This is a genomic window from Tepidibacillus fermentans (genome assembly GCF_004342885.1).
GTDB lineage: Bacteria > Bacillota > Bacilli > Tepidibacillales > Tepidibacillaceae > Tepidibacillus > Tepidibacillus fermentans.
Map to the genome: position 1 here is coordinate 58,584 of NZ_SMAB01000002.1, position 19,290 is coordinate 77,873.

Sequence of the window (19,290 nt, forward strand, 5' to 3'; positions counted from 1 at the left end):
ATATGATTGAATGGATAAGCCATTGGTTACAAAACATTATTTTGGTCGTTTTGCTAGCGACATTTGTTGATTTATTATTACCAACGACAAACATGCAAAAGTATTCAAAAATGGTATTAGGACTGATCGTTATCTTATCAATTATTTCACCAATTTTTAGTTTGTTTTCTAAGGATTTTTCCACTGAAATTTTTTTTCGAGAAGTAAATAAAAAGGTTAGTTCTAATGCGAATATTCCAGTTATGGAAGAAATGACAAAAAATAAAGACCAATTGAATGAAGAATTCAAGCGAAAATTGATCCAACAAGTAGAAACAGCAATGAAAGAACATCTTATATCAGTAATAGAGAATCGTTTTAATGTTACGGTTCATAAAGTAGCTCTAAAAGCAACTATAGATGAGAAGCAAAATTGGCAAATTGATCAAGTAGAAGTTTCCTTACTTGAAGGGAAACGAGATCATGTTGATGATCAAAAAAAAGAAATAAAAGAGATTGAGAAAGTAGAAATCGTAACCGTAAATACAGACAAGTCTTCCAATTCTTCTCGTTCAGTTGAGGAAAGGGGAGAAGAAAGTGAAGTCAGCAATCAGCAATTAACAAAAGAGATGGTCCAAGTTATCAAGGAACAGTGGGGATTAAAAGAGGAACAGATTACGGTTAAGATTGAACATGATTTGAGTTAGGGGGGATTCCATGAGCGAGGAACAAAAACAAAGTTGGTTAGCAAAACTATTAGGAGGTGATCATGTTTTAAGCAAGGGCAGGAAACAATTGTATTGGCTTTTTTTAGTTCTTTTCATTGGGATAGCGGTTATGATTCTTTCATCCTTCTTTAATATTAGAGATCAGGTCATGCCAGAACTAGAAAATAATGCTCAACCTCCCTCAACTGAAACAGCTGGACTTATCAATAAAGAGAATCATCCTAAAACAATGGAAGACTATGAAAAACTTTATGAAAATAAAATAATTGAAATCTTAACAAATATGATCGGTGTAGATGAAGTCACTGTAAAAGTAAATCTAGACTCTTCTGAGGAAATCGTTGTTGAAAAAAATCAAAATTATACAGAACAGAATACCAAAGAACAGGATAAGCAAGGTGGTACAAGAGAAATAAAAGATGTCAAAAGAGATGACCAAGTCGTCTTGTACCAATCTGATAATGACGAACAACCTTTGGTGCTAAAAACATTAAAACCAAAAGTGAGGGGGGTTGTGATTGTTGCAAAAGGTGCCGATAAGATTCAAGTGAAAACGATGATTGCTGAAGCTGTCCAACGATTACTCGATGTTCCACCTTATAAAATTGCAATATTACCAAGAAAGGGATAAAGGACTAAATTTGAATCTCAAACTTTGTTTAAAGTTTGATTTTAAAAATCAGATTCGAAATTGGTAAGATAACCAATTTCTAAGTAAAAAAGGGAGGTTTTTTAATGAAAAAGAAGATTGAAAGATCGAAACAAACAGTATGGGTACTTACGATGTTAACGATTATGGTTGTGCTATCTGTTTATTATCTCGTATCCGAACCGATCGATCCTACTAAATTTGCAAACAAAGATGTCAAGCAAGAGACAACAAGCAATGATGTCGTTACGAATGAAGCGGCGAACGTTACACAAATGACAGATGAGATTGGCGAGAATACTAGTGATTATTTTGTAGGATTAAAATATGAGAAAAGAAATATGAGAAGTAAACAACTTGATGAATATTATTCAATGCTTAAATCGAATGCTTCTGCTGAAGCAATGGCCCAAATCCAAGATAAGATTGAACGTTTACAATCATTAGATGAAGGAGAATTGGTTCTAGAAAAATTATTAATTGCAGATGGATATAAAGATGCGGTAGTGATCACAAATGATGATGGTGTTGACGTGATTTTACAAGCGAAAAGCGTTAAAAATGAAGAAGCAGTGCGTATCATAAAATTAGTTAGTGAACATCTTAACATTCCAGCAACAAAAGTTCATATTAAACCAGTGGAATCCTAATATGTTGATAAGGAATAAAAAGGTAAAAAATTCATAAAATTAAAAAAATACCGCTCGGTCAGCAGGAGATCGAGCTTTTTTGTTGAATATTTATTTTGGTAACTTTTATTGTGGTGTTACCACTTTAAAAAAAAGGTATGCTATAATCTTGATAATGTTTTTTTGAAGGGGGAAAAGAAAATGTACAAAATTCACGAACTTAGGGAACTCATTAAGTTAATCGATCAATCCAGTATTCAAGAATTTGAACTGGAACAAGAAGACTCCAAAATTTCGATGAGAAAACAAGGCAAAGAAGTTGTAACTTCAATGGTTACACCACAAGTTCAACCTGTGGTTATGGAACAAACACCAGTTATCCAAGCACCTGTTGTTCAATCTGCTCCTGTGGTACAAAAGGCTGAACCAGAAGTGGCCCCTGCAATTTCAGTAGCAAAAGATGAGAAGAAAGTGATTGATGCGAACCTCCATCAAATTAAATCGCCAATGGTCGGTACATTCTATCGTGCTCCTGCACCAGATGCTGACCCATATGTAAAAGTTGGAGATCGTGTCGATGAGAGAACAATAGTTTGTATTGTAGAAGCAATGAAGTTATTCAATGAGATAGAAGCAGAAGTTAAAGGGGAAATTGTCGAGGTACTTGTAGAAAATGGGCAATTGGTAGAATATAATCAACCCCTATTCCTTGTGAAGGTTGATTAGGAAGGAGATTTCTATGTTCCAAAAAATCTTAATCGCGAATCGTGGCGAGATTGCCGTTCGGATCATTCGAGCCTGTAAAGAAATGGGGATTCATACTGTTGCAGTTTACTCTGAAGCTGACAAGGAAGCTCTCCATGTAAAAATGGCTGATGAAGCTTATTGTATTGGACCAACGGCGTCAAAAGATTCTTATCTAAAATTTGCTAACATAATTTCAGTTGCAAAATTGACTGAGTCAGATGCGATTCATCCTGGCTATGGTTTTCTAGCGGAGAACCCTGATTTTGCCGAAGTTTGTTCCGAATTTCAGATTGAATTCATTGGACCAACTCCTGAGGCAATAAAGAAGATGGGGGAAAAGGCTGTTGCGAAGGAAACAATGAAGGCAGCTGGTGTTCCTGTAGTACCGGGTTCGGATGGATTGATTGAAGATGTAGAAGAGGCCGTTCAACTCTCTGAAGAGATCGGTTACCCTGTAATTATTAAGGCTACCGCTGGTGGTGGTGGCAAAGGAATGAGAGTTGCTTACAATTCGGAAGAATTAAGAAAATCAATTCAAATGGCCCAACAAGAAGCAGCACAAGCTTTTGGCAATCCAGGGGTTTACCTTGAAAAATACTTAGAGAATCCTCGGCATATTGAAATTCAGATTATTGCCGATAAGCACGGGAATGTTGTTCATTTGGGAGAAAGAGATTGTTCGATCCAAAGACGACATCAAAAGCTGGTTGAAGAGGCACCTTCACCTGCTTTAACATCTGAATTAAGGGAAAAAATGGGTGAAGCAGCAGTACGAGCGGCAAAAGCGGTGAATTATCATGGGGCCGGAACGATTGAATTCCTATTGGATGGAGATAAATTTTATTTCATGGAAATGAATACGCGGATCCAAGTGGAACACCCTGTAACTGAGTTGATAACAGGAGTAGATTTGATTAAAGAAATGATACGTGTTGCTGCCGGGGAACCACTTTCCTTTAAACAGGAAGATATTAAGTTTAATGGTTGGGCAATTGAATGTCGAATCAATGCTGAAGATCCAGCAAAAAACTTTATGCCATCACCTGGAACGATTGACTTCTATTTACCTCCTGGTGGATTAGGGGTAAGGGTAGATAGTGCAGCATATCCTGGCTATACGATCTCTCCATTTTACGATTCGATGGTAGCGAAACTCATCGTTTGGGGAAGAGATAGAGAAGAAGCAATTTCTCGGATGAAACGGGCTTTAAGTGAGTTTGCGATGAGCGGAGTAAAATCAACGATACCTTTTCATCTAAAGTTACTAGATCATGAGCTATTTGTTAAGGGTGAGTTTGATACCAAGTTTTTAGAAAAATATCCAATTCATAAAGAATTAAATAATTAAAGAATGGCGAAATTGTAATTTTTGCCTCCCGTTGTTATAATGAAAAAAAGACGATGGGAGGTGTTTTTATGGATACAAGAATTCGATATGACGAAGAGAATAAACTGGGAACGATCCAAATCTCCCCCCAAGTCATCGAGATGATTGCGAAATTAACAGCGGAAGAAGTAGAAGGGGTATTTCGATTGAGTGGAGGACGTGCTCGAGAATTTGTCGATTTTTTAGGGCGAAACAAGGCAAATACTAGAGGAGTTCGCTCCCAAGTCGGTCAAAGAGAAGTAGCTGTTGATATTTCGATCATTATTGAATATGGACAACCCTTTCTTACCGTTGCGGAAACATTACAGGAGCAAATAAAAAACGCGATTGAAGGCATGACTGACTTATCCGTTGTTGAGATAAATGTACATATTGATGATATTCACTATGATGATAAATAGAGTAAGTGACGAATGTAATGTTTTACCCCCCTCTGTTATGATAGGGGGTAAAATGTTAGGAGGGAATGTATATGAAACTATTCGATCGATTGATTTTATTCTTGTCAAATTTATCTTTATTTTTTATTACATTGTTTATCATTGTATTTGGAATCGGTTTATTTGATCCGCTACTATTTAATCAATTGATTACTCGGTTTTTTGTTGATTCAGATGTAAAGACAACTGTACTTGTGATTAGTGTTCTTTTGTTTTTAATAAGCTTATATTTAATGGCAAAAAGCCTTCAAAGAAAAGAAGTTTCGCCGATCAGTAAACATTCAGAAATTGGGGATATTAAGATTTCAATGGAAACGTTAGAAAACCTAGTTATCAAAATCACTTCCCGAATAAAAGGTGTTCGAGAGTTAAAAGCAAAAGTAAAACCAGACGATAACGGATCAATGACCGTTTTAGTTAAGATTGTTTTTGATGGCGAAACGCCTATTCCTCAAATTACAAAAGAGATTCAAGATTTAGTAAAAGAAAGATTAGAACAGATCACTGGCATTACCGTTGGTCAAGTTCATGTTATGGTTTCAAATGTGAGTCAGTCTACGAATAAGAAAGTTCTCATGGAATAGGAGAATGTTTATGTTTTTGAAAATATGGGAAGAACATCCTGGTAAAATTTTAGGGTTATTGATTGGTTTAATCGTTGGTTTTATCTATTTATTTGTAGGTTTTTGGAAGACCCTCATTTTTGTTGCATTTGTGATCGCTGGATTTTATATTGGACATAAAGTGGATAGCAAGGAAGATCTTCATGACGTCTTAACAGAAATTTTACCAGAAAAGTTTTTTAAATAACCACCCTCGTATGGTGGTTTTTCATTTACGGTATGATAAGATAAAAGATGAAATTTTTGTATAAGGAGCAATGATAGTGAAACGAAGAGTTGCAAGAGAAAAAGTTTTACAAGCCTTATATCAAATTGATTTAACAAAAGCTGAACCAAATGAAGCGATACATACAATACTGGACGAAAATAGTATAGATGAACTTGATTTAGAGTTTATTAAAGATCGAATTTATGGGATTCTAGATCATCTCGACCTTATTGATCAAAGGATTAGTCAATACTTAAAAAATTGGACAATTGAACGTCTATCTAATATTGACCGAGTGATCTTAAGAATGGCTGTCTACGAATTAATATATAAGGAAGATGTACCTGTTCGTGTTTCAATTAACGAAGCTATTGAATTAGCGAAAACTTTTAGTACAAATGAGTCATCTAAATTTATCAATGGTGTTCTTGGTTCAATGGTAAAAGATCACCCAGAATGGGAAAAAGTAAAAGAACAAATTGAAGACTAGAGGTATCTATGAAGAAAAAAGTTTTTTTAGGAATTGATACGAGTAATTATATGACCTCGATCTGTTTTATTGACGAAAATCGAAACATTCTTTATGAAGCGAAAAAACTTCTTAACGTGAACCTTGGTAAACGAGGGCTTCAACAGTCTGAAGCCGTATATCAGCATATTAAGAACTTACCAGAACTATTTAAGGGAAAGCAAATCACTGGGGAATATCAGTTGAGCGGGATTGCTGTAAGTCGTGCTCCTAGACCAGTGGAAAATTCCTATATGCCCGTTTTCCAAGTTGGTTTAACGGTAGCAGAAACTATGGCTTCCACTTTTTCTATTCCTATTTATTACACGACCCATCAAGAAGGCCATATCGCGGCAGGGATTTATAGCAGTCAGGAGTTACCACAGCAATCAAGCTTTTTAGCTGTGCATCTATCAGGGGGAACAAGTGAGATCCTTTTGATTAAAGTGATTGAGAACGGATATGAAATAGAAAAAATTGGTGGCACATTGGATCTTCATGCCGGACAATTAGTAGATCGGATAGGAGTATTGCTTGGATATCCTTTTCCTGCAGGAAAGCATATCGAACAGTTAGCAGCAACTCATACCGAGGATTTTGATAGGATCCCCACTTCAGTCAAGAATTATTCTTTTCATTTTTCGGGTGCTGAAACAGAAGCAAAAAGAAGACTTGCTCAAGGTACGTCTCCTGCGCAAATTGCCAGAGCCATCGAACATCAAATTGCAACATCGATTGGCAAAGCTTTAAAAAATGCTATCGAATCCAATTATCCGAAAGAAATACTGATAGTCGGAGGCGTTGCCCAAAACCAATATATAAGAAAACAACTAAGAAAGATGCTAGAGAAACCGACGGTAGGGGCAAAACTATTTTTTGCTGATCCTGCTTATTCAGGTGATAATGCTTTTGGTATCGCAAATATTGCTTTAAATCAACATTTAAAAATCTTTTAAATCGTTCTTTCAAAAATTTAATTTCCATAACCTCTACTGGTAGAGGTGAATCGAAATGAAGGAGGAGTATAAATCATGGCTGCACAAATTATTAGTGGAAAAGAAGTGGCAAAAACAATTAGAGAAGAATTAAAACGGGAAACTGAGGAATTAAAAAAGAAGGGAATTACCCCAGGGTTAACCGTGATTTTAGTCGGTGACGACCCAGCATCACAGATTTATGTGAACATGAAGGCAAAAGCTTGTGAGGAAATAGGGATTCGCTCCGAAGTGATTCGAATGGATCGATCAACCTCACAAGATGATCTACTAGAGGAAATTAATCGACTAAATCAAGATGTGAATGTTCATGGAATTCTCGTTCAATTACCCTTACCAAAGCAAATTGATGAGAAATTGATTATCAATGCGATCTCGCCTGAAAAAGACGTAGATGGTTTTCATCCAGTGAACGTTGGGAAGTTAGCCATCGGTGAAAATACACTTTTACCATGTACACCAAATGGAATTCTTGAGCTTATTCGCCAAACTGAAATAGAAATAAAAGGAAAACATGCAGTTGTAATTGGAAGAAGCAATATTGTTGGTAAACCGGTCTCATTCTTATTGTTACGAGAAAATGCAACAGTAACAATGACTCATTCAAAAACGAAAGATTTGCCAGCAATTGCAAAACAAGCAGATATACTCGTGGTAGCAATTGGTAAACCTGAAATGGTAACAAAAGAATATGTAAAACCTGGTGCAATCGTAATTGATGTAGGGACAAATCGGTTAGAAAGTGGAAAGGTTGTAGGAGACGTAAAATTTGATGAAGTCAAAGAGATTGCAAGCTTTATTACCCCAGTGCCAGGAGGAGTAGGGCCAATGACCATTACAATGTTACTAAAGAACACGATTGAGGCTGCCAAACAAATTCATCATGTTAAGTAGATAATCAACAAAAAAGGAGTGGGATCGATGAACCAAGATAGGAATAGCATTTTTTCCATTAGTGAATTAACCAATTATATCAAAAACCTTTTGGATAAAGATCCCGTCCTTTCAGAAATATGGGTTCGTGGTGAAATTTCAAATTTTACCCATCATTCTAGTGGTCACATGTATTTCACGTTAAAGGACGAAAATAGTAAAATTCGTTCGGTTATGTTTGCTAGGAATAATCGACTTTTACGCTTTATCCCAAAAAATGGAACAAAAGTTCTTTGCCGTGGATATGTATCTATTTTTGAGCGAGATGGCCAATACCAATTTTATATTCAAGAGATGCAACCAGATGGGATTGGGCAACTATATCTTGCTTATGAACAATTGAAACAAAAATTAGAAAAAGAAGGATTGTTTGATCCACAGAAGAAAAAGCCTTTACCCCCCTATCCGAAAACAATTGGAATTGTAACGTCGGCTACAGGAGCAGCGATTAGAGATATGATGACCACAATAAAGCGTAGATATCCACTCGTCAATTTATTGCTGATTCCAGTTTTGGTTCAAGGGGAAGAAGCAGCGAAATCGATTGCTGAAGCTATCGATACATTTAATCGATACGGTGAAGTGGATTTACTCATTATTGGACGTGGTGGGGGATCGATTGAGGAACTTTGGGCATTTAATGAAGAAATTGTTGCAAGAAGTATCGATCAGTCACAAATCCCTATTATTAGTGCGGTTGGTCATGAAACCGATTTTACGATTGCAGATTTTGTCGCAGATGTTCGAGCAGCAACGCCAACAGCTGCGGCAGAATTGGCCGTCCCACATATTGATGAACTAAAGGTTCATGTTGCACATTTAACAAAGAGATTAGAACGGCAATTATTAAAGGAGTTACAACATGCAAAAAATTCTTTCTATCGCATTCTACACACTTCGGTATTTCGTAGACCAAAACAAAAATGGATTGAATATTCACAAAGACTTGATCGTACTGAAGAAAAACTAACATATGCTCTACAAAAAAACGTTTCTACACAAAAAGAAAAATATACCTCATTACATCATCGACTACTGCAGGAAAAACCAAATCAAAAAATTAATTATGCAAAAGAAACAGTCATGCGTTTAAAGAAACAATTAATACGTGAAATGGAGATCAATCAAAAACGATTTAAAGAGCAATTAGCATTGAAAATAGGTAAACTTGACGCTTTAAGTCCATTAAAAGTCCTTCAAAGGGGTTATGGAGTTGCATATAATGAACAAAGGACATCATTAATTCGTTCGGTTAAAAATGTTAATCTTGGGGATATCATTCACCTTGATTTATATGATGGGTCTTTGGATTGCCAAGTATGGGGTATGGAGGAAAGTAAAAATGGGTCATGAATTATTAACGGATGAGCAGATTGAAGCCTTAACCTTTGAAGAAGCCTTAGAAAGATTAGAAAAAATCGTCGATCAATTGGAATCAGGCAACGTTCCACTTGAATTCGCCATCGATTTGTTTCAAGAAGGAATGAAATTAGCCAAACGATGCCACTTAAAATTAGACAATATTGAACAAAAAATAGAAGTTTTATTGGAAAAGGACGGGGAATTTTTAAAAAAACCTTTTGATCAAGATGAGGTGGAATGATGGAATTGGAGAAACAAGGGTATATTAATCAATTTTTAACGGAAAAAGCGAAACAGATTAATGAGGTGATTACAGAATATTTACCAAATAATGAAGTTCCACCTATTTTAAAAGAATCGATGGAATATTCCTTGCTCGCAGGCGGAAAACGAATTCGTCCGATCTTAGCCATGGTTACTTATGAATCATTCGGCAAAGATGGTAATGAGATCATTCCTATTGCCATTAACTTAGAACTATTGCATACGTATTCTTTAATTCATGATGATTTGCCTGCGATGGATAATGATGATTATCGAAGAGGAAAACTAACCAATCATAAAGTATTTGGAGAAGCATTGGCAATTTTGACAGGGGATGCATTACTTACCCATGCATTTGGAAATATGGCCAAATATTTAAGAGAGTTTAAACAGTTATCCCCTGATATTCGGCTTCAGATTATTGAGGAATTTGCTCAATATTCAGGAGCTGCAGGAATGGTTGGCGGACAAGTATTGGATACTTTAGGTGAACAAGGAAAATCAACTTTTGAAGATCTTATTTATGTACATACTCACAAAACAGGAGATTTATTGGTTTTCTCTATTCGTTTAGGGGCATTATTAGCAGGGGCAAATGAAACCCAAATCGCTAAGCTCACAGAATTTGGTCGTAAGATTGGTTTAGCCTTTCAGATCCAAGATGATATACTTGATGTGATTGGAGATAGTAAAAAATTAGGGAAAATGGTGGGCAGCGATCAAAATAATCGTAAAATTACATATCCTTTTTTTAAAGGGATTGACGAATCAAAGCTTGAAGTGGGCAGATTAATTAAGGAAGCTAAACAATTGATTCAAGATATTGGGATTCAGACGGAACATTTATACGAAATTGCTGATTTTATGGTATTTCGAGATAAATAAAAGAGGAAATCCTTTTCTTTTTTTGTAAAAGTCCCCTGTTCTTCCTACTACTTTTTTGTTCATGATTTGACGAATATGGTATAATAAGTTTTGCAATTGGAGTGGTGCAGTATTTCTAGTCAATCCACCTATTCTGAAGGCGGGCCTAAAAATCTGCCAAAGGGCACATCGATGAAGTTCTTGGTGTTGGCTTTTGACGCCCAGTCAGGGGTCGATGCTGAGAGTTAAGGTTAGAGGGCGATCCACAATGGCATGTGGGCGTAGACCCTCTTTCCGCGGAGGCCCAAGTATGTAGCAAGAAGGTACCGTCCGACTTGTTATGGCTTGGGGTATGAACCTGCATGCGAGATGACTTGTGTGCAGCGTAGCCTGCCTTGCGTGATATAGTTTGGGATTATAGGGTAAAGGTTATATTTTTTCTGGCCAAAAAAAGTATAACTGTTTCTATATGAAATCTATATTGCAAAAGAGGCTAGGAATAGGATTCGGATTGTTGAGGAAAGCTCCTAGACTGTTCGAAAAGAGGCTCTTTAGGGATTAAAGTGTGGACTAAGTGGTAATCTAGTCCAATGGTTGGCGACTCCATTGAGAAGAGCATAAAGGGAAACCGCCTTTTTGGCGACAGAAAGGTGTCTCTTCTGGGAAAACCTACTAGACCTAAGCCACAGCATTTACCTAAAGAGTCACCACTCCACATACATATCCTATAGTGCTGAAAAAATTGTATTAGGAGTTTTATTATCAAATGAAATTTTCGTTTAAAGACTCTGCAAAGTGGAGTTTTTTTATAGCGTTTGTTACAATGTTGCTCTCCTCTAGTTTTACCATTGTCTCAACAATAGTTTTATCTGGTGTAAGCTGGGGTATTGGGATTATCGTTGTATTCGTGATTATACTTATTGGTATATTCTTCGACATGTTAGGACTAGCAGCCGCGGCCGCAGAAGAAAAACCGTTTCACGCAATGGCAGCAGAAAAAATAACAGGTGCCAAACAGGCGATCCGCGTGGTTCGAAATGCGGATAAGTTTTCTAATTTTTGTAATGATGTTGTGGGAGATATTAGTGGAATTGTGAGTGGAACAGCTAGTGCAGCGGTTGTATTGCATCTTATGTCGAACATTGGAGTAGATCAGAATACTTTTTTATATTCTTTTGTTTCCGTTGTATTCACTGCAACAGTAGCTGCTCTGACTGTTGGGGGAAAGGCCTTAGGGAAATCTTTTGCGATTATGAATTCAACTCAGATTATTCTTTTTGTTGGAAAAGTTTTTTCTTTATTAGAGGAACGTTTTCACATTACTGTGTTTAATGGAAATAAAAAAGGCAAGCAGAAAGCGAGGGGGAAAAATGGATTTAAGTCAAATTAAAGAGCCAAAGCAAATTAAACCCCTTTCAATACCCGAATTAGAGAAATTGGCGGCTGATATTCGAGAGTTTTTAATTAAAAAATTATCAGTTACGGGTGGACATTTAGCTCCAAACTTAGGCGTTGTAGAATTAACACTTGCTCTTCATTATTTATTTGATAGTCCAAAGGATAAATTTTTATGGGATGTTGGACATCAAGTCTATGTTCACAAAATATTGACTGGACGAGCTGACCAATTTGATACACTAAGACAATTTAAAGGATTAAGTGGTTTTCCAAAACGTGCCGAAAGTGAACATGATATTTGGGAAACTGGTCACAGCAGTACTTCTTTATCAGCGGCGATGGGTATGGCGATTTCTCGGGATTTAAAAGGTGAAAAACACCGAGTGATTGCGATTATTGGTGATGGTGCAATGACAGGCGGAATGGCATTAGAAGCATTAAATCATATTGGTCATGAACAAAGAAATATGATGATTATTCTAAACGACAACGAGATGTCTATTGCCCCAAATGTTGGTGCTTTACATAATTACTTAGGCAAATTAAGAACCGACAACCGTTATGTGAAAGCAAAAGAAGAACTCGAATTATTATTAAAAAAAATTCCTGCTATTGGTGGCAAGTTGGCAAAAACAGCTGAAAAGATCAAAGATAGTTTGAAATATCTTGTTTTAAATGGAATATTGTTTGAAGAACTCGGTCTAACTTATTTTGGGCCAATCAATGGACACAACTTTGAGGATTTGTTTACTGCTCTAAAACAAGCAGATAAAACTCCTGGTCCTGTTTTAGTTCACATATTGACCAAAAAAGGAAAAGGTTACAAACCAGCGGAATTAGACTCGGATAAATTTCATGGAATAAGCCCTTATAAAATAGAATCGGGAGAAGTGGTAAAAAAATCATCTCCTCCGAGCTATACGGAAATTTTTGGACGCACGATTGTAAAAATCGGCGGGCAAGATAAAAAGATTGTTGCGATTACAGCGGCAATGCCTAGTGGAACTGGGCTGACATTATTTCAGGCGATGTATCCTAAACGATTTTTTGACGTGGGAATCGCAGAACAACACGCAACAACGATGGCCGCAGGGTTAGCTGTTGAAGGAATGAAACCCGTTCTTGCAATTTATTCAACTTTTCTTCAGCGTGGATATGATCAATTAGTCCATGATGTAACGAGACAGAATCTTCACGTTACCTTTGCAATCGACCGTGCAGGTTTCGTCGGGGCAGACGGAGAAACACACCATGGTGTTTTTGATATTGCCTATTTACGTAGTTTACCGAATATGACCATTATGATGCCTAAAGATGAAAATGAATTACAACATTTGTTATATACGGCAATAGAGTATTGTGATGGTCCTGTTGCTGTTCGCTATCCAAGAGGGAGTGGGTTAGGAGTTGAATTGGATGAAGAATTTCAACCTATTCCAATTGGTAAATTTGAAATTGTGAGTAATGGTCAAGATGTAGTGATTTTAGCAGTCGGTCCTATGGTACACCTTGCTTTACAAGCTGCAAGTAAACTTGCGGAGATAGGCATAGAACCAATGGTGGTAAATGCACGATTTATAAAGCCATTAGATGAAGAAATGTTACTGGATTTTGCAGATAAAGGTTTAGATATACTAACGGTAGAAGAAGGTGTCATCAAAGGCGGTTTTGGTAGCTCCATCTTAGAATTTTATTCTGAACATCAGAAAGAAATGAATATCAGAATGATTGGGATTCCTGATCAGTTTATCGAACAAGGGAGTATTCCTGAATTGCGTGAATTAGTCGGTTTAACTGCGGAAAATATCGCAGAACAAGTAAAAAATCTAATTTTTCATAAACAAAGGGCATAAAAATAATGGCAAAAAAAGAAAGAATTGACACTCTATTAGTTGAAAAAGGATTCTTTGATTCTCGAGAAAAAGCTAAGCGAAGTGTTATGGCTGGATTAGTCAAAGTAGATGAGCAAGTGGTTGATAAACCGGGAATGAAAGTGGATGTAGAAGCAAAAATCGAAGTGAAAGGGGATATACATCCTTTTGTTTCACGTGGTGGCTTGAAATTGTTAAAAGCGATTGAGACCTTCCAATTGGATTTAACAAACAAAGTGGTTATGGATATTGGTGCTTCTACGGGTGGTTTTACGGATTGTGCGCTGCAATACGGTGCTAAAGAAGTCTATGCCATTGATGTGGGTTATGGCCAACTCGCTTGGACTTTAAGACAAGATCCGCGTGTTCATGTGATGGAAAGAACCAATTTTCGCTATCTAACAAAAGAAAATTTAGTCTCATCTTTACCTAATTTCGCTACGATTGATGTCTCGTTTATTTCTTTAAAGATCATCTTGAATCATCTAAAAACGCTGTTGATTCCAAATGGCGAAGTTGTTGCATTAATCAAACCGCAATTCGAAGCAGGAAAAGAATTTATTGGTAAAAACGGGATTATTAAAGATCCAAAAATTCACCAGCAAGTCTTGAGAAATACAATCTTTTTCTCATTAGAAACAGGGTATGATATTCAGGGATTAACCTATTCACCGATCAAAGGCGGTGAGGGAAACATCGAGTTTTTAATGTATATGATTTATAAAGAGAGTGGACAAACAGTAGCTGATTTTGAGGAATTAATCATAAAAACCGTTCGGGCTGCTCATACAGAACTTTAAGAAAACAATCCTAAATAGGGTTGTTTTCTTATCGTTATTTGGTTTTTTTTCATATTAATTTCGTGTATAATTATTCAATAATAACATTGATTTCTCATAACGGAGGATTTGAATGAAAGGAAAAAGACATATTAAAATTCGTGAGATTATTGCAAATAAAGAGATTGAGACCCAGGATGAATTGGTGGATGAACTTCGTAAAGCGGGTTTTAACGTAACACAGGCTACGGTTTCAAGAGATATCAAGGAACTACATCTAGTAAAAGTTCCCTTACAAAATGGGAAGTACAAGTATTCTTTACCAGCTGATCAACGTTTTAATCCATTACAAAAATTAAGACGTACACTCTTCGATAGCTTTGTCGGATTAGATTACACAGATCACCTGATTGTTTTGAAAACGTTACCAGGAAATGCAAATGCGGTAGGAATTTTGATTGACAATTTGGGTTGGGAACAAATCATGGGCACCATTTGTGGTGATGATACCTGCTTGATTATTTGTCGTTCAAAAGAAAGCGCAGAAGAGATTGCAAAAAAGTTCTTAGCGATGTTATAAGTGGTGAGCGCGATGTTATTAGAGCTATTTATTCGTAACTTTGCCATTATTGATGAACTAAAGATAGGCTTTGATAAAGGATTAAATATTTTAACAGGGGAAACGGGTGCTGGAAAGTCAATCATTATTGATGCGATCCAACTCGTAACCGGTGGAAGAGGATCAACGGATTATATTCGTTACGAAGAAAATAAAGCAGAAATCGAAGCTTTATTCGATCTTGATCCCCGGCATCCTGTTTTTGGTATTATCGAGTCACTTGGTATGGAAGTTCCTGAAGATCATTTCCTCTTGTTGAAACGTGAAATTTTAAAAAATGGAAAGAGTATTTGTCGAGTAAATGGACATCTCGTCACACTTTCTATGTTAAAAGAAATTGGAGAATGGTTAATTCAGATACATGGACAACACCAACACCAACATTTGCTTGATGAGGAAAAACAACTTGAGATGTTAGATGCTTATGGCCAAATTGCGATTCAATCATCGAAACAAGAATTTCAATCATTATATCAAAGATATCAGAGTATGTTAAAAGAAGTAAAACATTTAACAGATGGTGAAAAGGAATTGACCCAACGTTTAGATTTGTTAAAATACCAAATTAACGAAATTGCTCAAGCAAATTTGAAGTTAGGTGAAGATGAAGAATTAGTCAACCAACGAAACCAAATTCGCCATGCTGAGAAGATTATTAAAGGTTTAACGGATAGTTCAAGAATTTTATCACAAGAAAATGGTGTCATTGACCTTTTATCCTATGTTACGTCGGTACTTGATTCCATTAGCAGTTATGATTCTAAAATTGCAGAAATTCATGAACAATTGCAAAGTTTTTATTACCAAATTGAGGACTATTCGATGGAAATGAATCGAATGATCCAACAATATGATTTTAATCCAAGTCAAATTGAGCATATTGAAGAACGCTTATCTACCATTCACCATCTAAAAAGAAAATATGGCGATACGGTTGAAGCGATATTAGAATATGCCGCAATAATTGAAGATGAAATTGAGCTATTAGAACATCGTGATCATCATTTACAAAAATTACAGTCTGATTTAGAAGAAATTGAACAAGATCTAGTTGTAGAAGCATTAGAATTATCAAAACTTCGCCAAGAATTGGCAAAAATATTATCGGATCAAATTGAAAAGGAATTAAAAGACCTTCAAATGAAAGATGTACAATTTAAAATTGAAATTACGTATCAGGAGAATGATCATGGTATACAGGTAAATGGGAAACATTATTCTGTATCTGCAAATGGTTTAGATAAAATTCAATTTTTAATTGCCCCAAATCCTGGTGAGCCTTTAAAACCATTAAATAAAATCGCTTCTGGTGGCGAGTTATCACGGATTATGTTAGCAATACAAACAATTTTATCCCATCAAGATGCAATTTCTACATTCGTGTTTGATGAAATTGATACAGGTGTTAGCGGTCGTGCGGCACAATCAATTGCGGAAAAGTTATCGCTTGTTTCAAGAAATAAGCAAATTTTTGTGATAACACATTTGCCTCAAGTAGCAGCGATGGGAGATCATCATTATTTAATACAGAAGAAAGTTATGAAAGACCACACATTTACTGAAATATTACGGTTAAATGAGACGGAAAGAGTAAAGGAAATAGCTCGAATGTTAGGTGGAATGGAAATAACGGAGACATCCAAAAAACATGCAAAAGAAATGATTGATCAAGCAAAAGAGCATAAGACAATGTTAATTCGAAACATTTTATGAAAGCTACTGATATGTAGCTTTTTCTCTTTGTTAAGTGTGATTTTATCAAAATAGGAATGAATTAACGTTATAAAGAAAAACATTCAAGGACAACTTAAATATACAGAGAAAATGGAGGTGTAGAGGTAGCTTAGGAGTGTGATGTGATGTCCCTAGATATAAAAAGATGGTTCGGCTTAATCTTAACCCTTTTAATCGTTGCGTTTTCTTTTACCCCTTCGTTTCAGGCTTTAACTTCTTTCCCTAAAGAAATACGAATATTTCAATCTGCCGTAAAACAGTTTAAATTAGCCTTACCATTATCAGTAACCGTAAGCTCTAATCAACCCGAAATCGTTGAAATTAATGGACATAAGGATTCCTTTGAAACATCCTTAAATAATCCAATCACATTTAAACCGAGTAAAATTGGAAAATCTTCTGTTGAGCTAAAGCTTTTTGGGGTTATTCCCTTTAAAAAAGTGGATGTCAATGTATTAAAAGATATCAAGGTCATACCTGGAGGACAAACGATAGGTGTTAAACTTAAATCTGCAGGAGTCATGGTAGTAGGGGAATATTCGATTCAAACAGAAGATGGGAAAACGATTTCTCCAGCAGAATTAGCGGGTATACGCATCGGAGATATACTTTTAAAGATGAATGGTAAATTCTTATCGAGTGTAGATGATGTGTCAAAATTATTAAACCAGTTAGCGACTGAAAAGAAAAGTATTGAGTTAGAATTACAACGTGCAAAAGAAAGAATTAAGGTGAAAATAAATCCTGTTTTTGATACAAAATCACAAGCTTATCGCTTGGGATTGTATATACGCGATTCGGCTGCAGGAGTCGGAACTTTAACTTTTTATGATCCGAAAACAAATAAGTATGGTGCTTTAGGACATGTAATTACTGATATGGATACTCAAGAACCCATAGTGGTAAGGGAAGGAAAAATATTATATTCTGATGTTACATCCATCGAAAAAGGGAAAAATGGGAAACCTGGTGAGAAAAGAGCGATTTTTGTTGATGAAAATAACGTAATTGGTAATATTACAAAAAATACTCCATTTGGTATCTTTGGCGTCCTTAACCAAAAACCTCTTCATGGATTGATAAATGAACCCATCTCTATTGCACTTCCTGAAGATGTAAAAGAAGGACCAGCAGAAATATTAACGGTGATTGAAGACCAGAAAGTCGAGAGGTTCAAAATCGAAATTACAAAAGTTGTTCAACAAAAATACCCTGCAACAAAAGGAATGGTTATTAAAGTAACCGATAAAAAACTTTTAGATAAAACTGGTGGAATTATTCAAGGAATGAGCGGAAGTCCCATTATTCAAAATGGAAAGCTTGTTGGAGCTGTAACACATGTATTTGTGAATGATCCGACGTCAGGTTATGGATCATTTATTGAGTGGATGATCCGAGATGCGGAGATTAGTGAAACACGTCTTAAGGCAAGTTAGCCTTAAGACGTGTTTACGTGTATTTTGTACAACCAATCTTTCCTCCCCATTGTTTTAACTCATATCAGCTCTTATTTTGTAGATTTTTGACGAAAGAAGTAGAAAATATGAGAATACAAGCGTAATACTAAAAAATTTTTAAATATTAAGCAGGAAACTTAAATTAGTTGACGAATAATTCAATAAAATGAAAACGGAGCAATTGTTGGATAAGAGGGAGGAACATCAAATTGTCAAAGATAAAGGTATTAGTTGCTGATGATAACCGTGAGTTCGTTGAATTATTGAGGGAATACATGATTGAACAAACAGATATAGAAGTAATAGGTGTTGCTTACAACGGAAATGGGGTATTACAAATTTTAGAAAAGGAAGTTCCTGACGTTCTTATTTTGGACATCATCATGCCTCATCTGGATGGATTAGGAGTTTTAGAAAAATTAAGAACAATGCACTTACAAAAACAACCCAAAATCATTATGTTAACTGCTTTTGGACAGGAAAATATTACACAAAGGGCTGTTGAACTTGGAGCTTCTTACTATATTCTTAAGCCCTTCGATATGGATATATTAATAAGTCGAATTCGTCAGGTTGTTGATCAAACACTTCCAACACCATCACATATAACACAACATCATCAAATAACAACAAGAGTACCATATAGAAATCTTGATACAAGTATTACAAACTTGATTCATGAAATTGGCGTTCCTGCACATATTAAAGGATATCAATACTTACGTGAAGCGATTACCATGGTATATAACGATATTGAAATACTTGGATCGATTACGAAAGTCTTATATCCTAAGATTGCAGAAAAATTTAATACGACGCCTAGTCGGGTTGAACGAGCCATTCGTCATGCGATTGAAGTAGCTTGGAGTCGGGGAAATGTCGAAGCAATCAAAAACTTATTTGGGTATACTGTCAACATTAGTAAGGCAAAGCCCACGAATTCTGAGTTCATCGCAATGGTGGCCGACCGTTTAAGATTGCAAAACCGTGTAGGGTAAATGTTGATCGTTAAAAATCTGATGTATGGTTAGTCCCTTTTTGGCATTGCCAAATGAGGGATTTTTATTTTTGAATTCTTATCTAATGGCATTTTTAGGTCAAAATCGTTTTTATCGT

General features: G+C 35.9%; 21 protein-coding genes. All 21 read left to right on the top strand.

Going from position 1 to position 19,290, the window contains the following annotated elements; all coding sequences use genetic code 11:
- Positions 1-2: 2 nt before the first annotated feature.
- The 21 genes from spoIIIAF to spo0A all read left to right on the top strand — a co-directional run bounded on the left by spoIIIAF (position 3) and on the right by spo0A (position 19,172).
- Complete coding sequence (gene spoIIIAF / locus EDD72_RS01645) at positions 3-686, top strand: stage III sporulation protein AF (RefSeq protein WP_165894922.1); 684 nt, start codon at positions 3-5, stop codon at positions 684-686.
- Positions 687-696: 10 nt separating this feature from the next.
- Positions 697-1,338 carry a stage III sporulation protein AG gene (spoIIIAG, locus tag EDD72_RS01650; RefSeq protein ID WP_132766893.1) on the top strand — a complete coding sequence of 214 codons (642 nt, stop codon included), beginning with the start codon at positions 697-699 and terminating at the stop codon, positions 1,336-1,338.
- Between the two features lie 104 nt (positions 1,339-1,442).
- Entirely contained in the window at positions 1,443-2,006 is a 564-nt protein-coding gene (locus tag EDD72_RS01655; protein ID WP_132766894.1) for a SpoIIIAH-like family protein, read from the top strand.
- 180 nt (positions 2,007-2,186) lie between these two features.
- Positions 2,187-2,711, top strand: coding sequence for an acetyl-CoA carboxylase biotin carboxyl carrier protein (accB, locus tag EDD72_RS01660; RefSeq protein WP_132766895.1), 525 nt, complete (start codon positions 2,187-2,189; stop codon positions 2,709-2,711).
- 13 nt (positions 2,712-2,724) lie between these two features.
- Complete coding sequence (gene accC / locus EDD72_RS01665) at positions 2,725-4,080, top strand: acetyl-CoA carboxylase biotin carboxylase subunit (RefSeq protein WP_132766896.1); 1,356 nt, start codon at positions 2,725-2,727, stop codon at positions 4,078-4,080.
- Between the two features lie 68 nt (positions 4,081-4,148).
- Positions 4,149-4,520 carry an Asp23/Gls24 family envelope stress response protein gene (locus tag EDD72_RS01670; RefSeq protein WP_132766897.1) on the top strand — a complete coding sequence of 124 codons (372 nt, stop codon included), beginning with the start codon at positions 4,149-4,151 and terminating at the stop codon, positions 4,518-4,520.
- 71 nt (positions 4,521-4,591) lie between these two features.
- Entirely contained in the window at positions 4,592-5,143 is a 552-nt protein-coding gene (gene amaP, locus EDD72_RS01675) for an alkaline shock response membrane anchor protein AmaP (RefSeq protein ID WP_165894923.1), read from the top strand.
- A 10-nt stretch (positions 5,144-5,153) separates the two neighbouring features.
- Positions 5,154-5,369, top strand: coding sequence for a DUF2273 domain-containing protein (locus EDD72_RS01680; protein ID WP_132766899.1), 216 nt, complete (start codon positions 5,154-5,156; stop codon positions 5,367-5,369).
- Positions 5,370-5,445: 76 nt separating this feature from the next.
- Positions 5,446-5,880, top strand: coding sequence for a transcription antitermination factor NusB (gene nusB, locus EDD72_RS01685; RefSeq protein ID WP_132766900.1), 435 nt, complete (start codon positions 5,446-5,448; stop codon positions 5,878-5,880).
- An 8-nt stretch (positions 5,881-5,888) separates the two neighbouring features.
- The gene (locus EDD72_RS01690; RefSeq protein ID WP_132766901.1) at positions 5,889-6,854 is read left to right on the top strand and encodes a Kae1-like domain-containing protein; all 966 of its coding nucleotides are present in this window, start codon (positions 5,889-5,891) and stop codon (positions 6,852-6,854) included.
- Positions 6,855-6,929: 75 nt separating this feature from the next.
- Positions 6,930-7,787 carry a bifunctional methylenetetrahydrofolate dehydrogenase/methenyltetrahydrofolate cyclohydrolase FolD gene (gene folD, locus EDD72_RS01695; RefSeq protein ID WP_132766902.1) on the top strand — a complete coding sequence of 286 codons (858 nt, stop codon included), beginning with the start codon at positions 6,930-6,932 and terminating at the stop codon, positions 7,785-7,787.
- 27 nt (positions 7,788-7,814) lie between these two features.
- On the top strand, positions 7,815-9,179 hold the full coding sequence (xseA, locus tag EDD72_RS01700) for an exodeoxyribonuclease VII large subunit (RefSeq protein ID WP_132766903.1): 1,365 nt from the start codon (positions 7,815-7,817) through the stop codon (positions 9,177-9,179).
- Positions 9,169-9,429 (top strand): exodeoxyribonuclease VII small subunit, encoded by a 261-nt coding sequence (gene xseB, locus EDD72_RS01705; RefSeq protein ID WP_132766904.1) that lies wholly within the window; start codon positions 9,169-9,171, stop codon positions 9,427-9,429. The genes xseA and xseB overlap by 11 nt, the downstream gene beginning before the upstream one ends.
- Entirely contained in the window at positions 9,426-10,337 is a 912-nt protein-coding gene (locus EDD72_RS01710; protein WP_424565518.1) for a polyprenyl synthetase family protein, read from the top strand. The genes xseB and EDD72_RS01710 overlap by 4 nt, the downstream gene beginning before the upstream one ends.
- A gap of 745 nt (positions 10,338-11,082) precedes the next feature.
- Complete coding sequence (locus EDD72_RS01715; RefSeq protein ID WP_132766906.1) at positions 11,083-11,706, top strand: hypothetical protein; 624 nt, start codon at positions 11,083-11,085, stop codon at positions 11,704-11,706.
- On the top strand, positions 11,687-13,567 hold the full coding sequence (gene dxs / locus EDD72_RS01720) for a 1-deoxy-D-xylulose-5-phosphate synthase (protein ID WP_132766907.1): 1,881 nt from the start codon (positions 11,687-11,689) through the stop codon (positions 13,565-13,567). Before EDD72_RS01715 ends, dxs begins: the two co-directional genes overlap by 20 nt.
- Positions 13,568-13,569: 2 nt before the next feature.
- Positions 13,570-14,385: a TlyA family RNA methyltransferase gene (locus EDD72_RS01725; RefSeq protein ID WP_132766908.1), complete on the top strand. Its 816-nt coding sequence runs from the start codon at positions 13,570-13,572 to the stop codon at positions 14,383-14,385.
- Positions 14,386-14,497: 112 nt separating this feature from the next.
- The gene (gene ahrC, locus EDD72_RS01730; RefSeq protein ID WP_132766909.1) at positions 14,498-14,944 is read left to right on the top strand and encodes a transcriptional regulator AhrC/ArgR; all 447 of its coding nucleotides are present in this window, start codon (positions 14,498-14,500) and stop codon (positions 14,942-14,944) included.
- 12 nt (positions 14,945-14,956) lie between these two features.
- On the top strand, positions 14,957-16,696 hold the full coding sequence (gene recN / locus EDD72_RS01735) for a DNA repair protein RecN (RefSeq protein ID WP_132766910.1): 1,740 nt from the start codon (positions 14,957-14,959) through the stop codon (positions 16,694-16,696).
- Between the two features lie 146 nt (positions 16,697-16,842).
- A complete protein-coding gene (spoIVB, locus tag EDD72_RS01740; protein WP_132766911.1) occupies positions 16,843-18,153 on the top strand; it encodes a SpoIVB peptidase in 1,311 nt (436 codons plus the stop codon).
- A 230-nt stretch (positions 18,154-18,383) separates the two neighbouring features.
- Positions 18,384-19,172, top strand: a complete 789-nt coding sequence (spo0A, locus tag EDD72_RS01745; protein ID WP_132766912.1) for a sporulation transcription factor Spo0A — start codon at positions 18,384-18,386, stop codon at positions 19,170-19,172.
- The last annotated feature ends 118 nt before the right edge of the window (positions 19,173-19,290 follow it).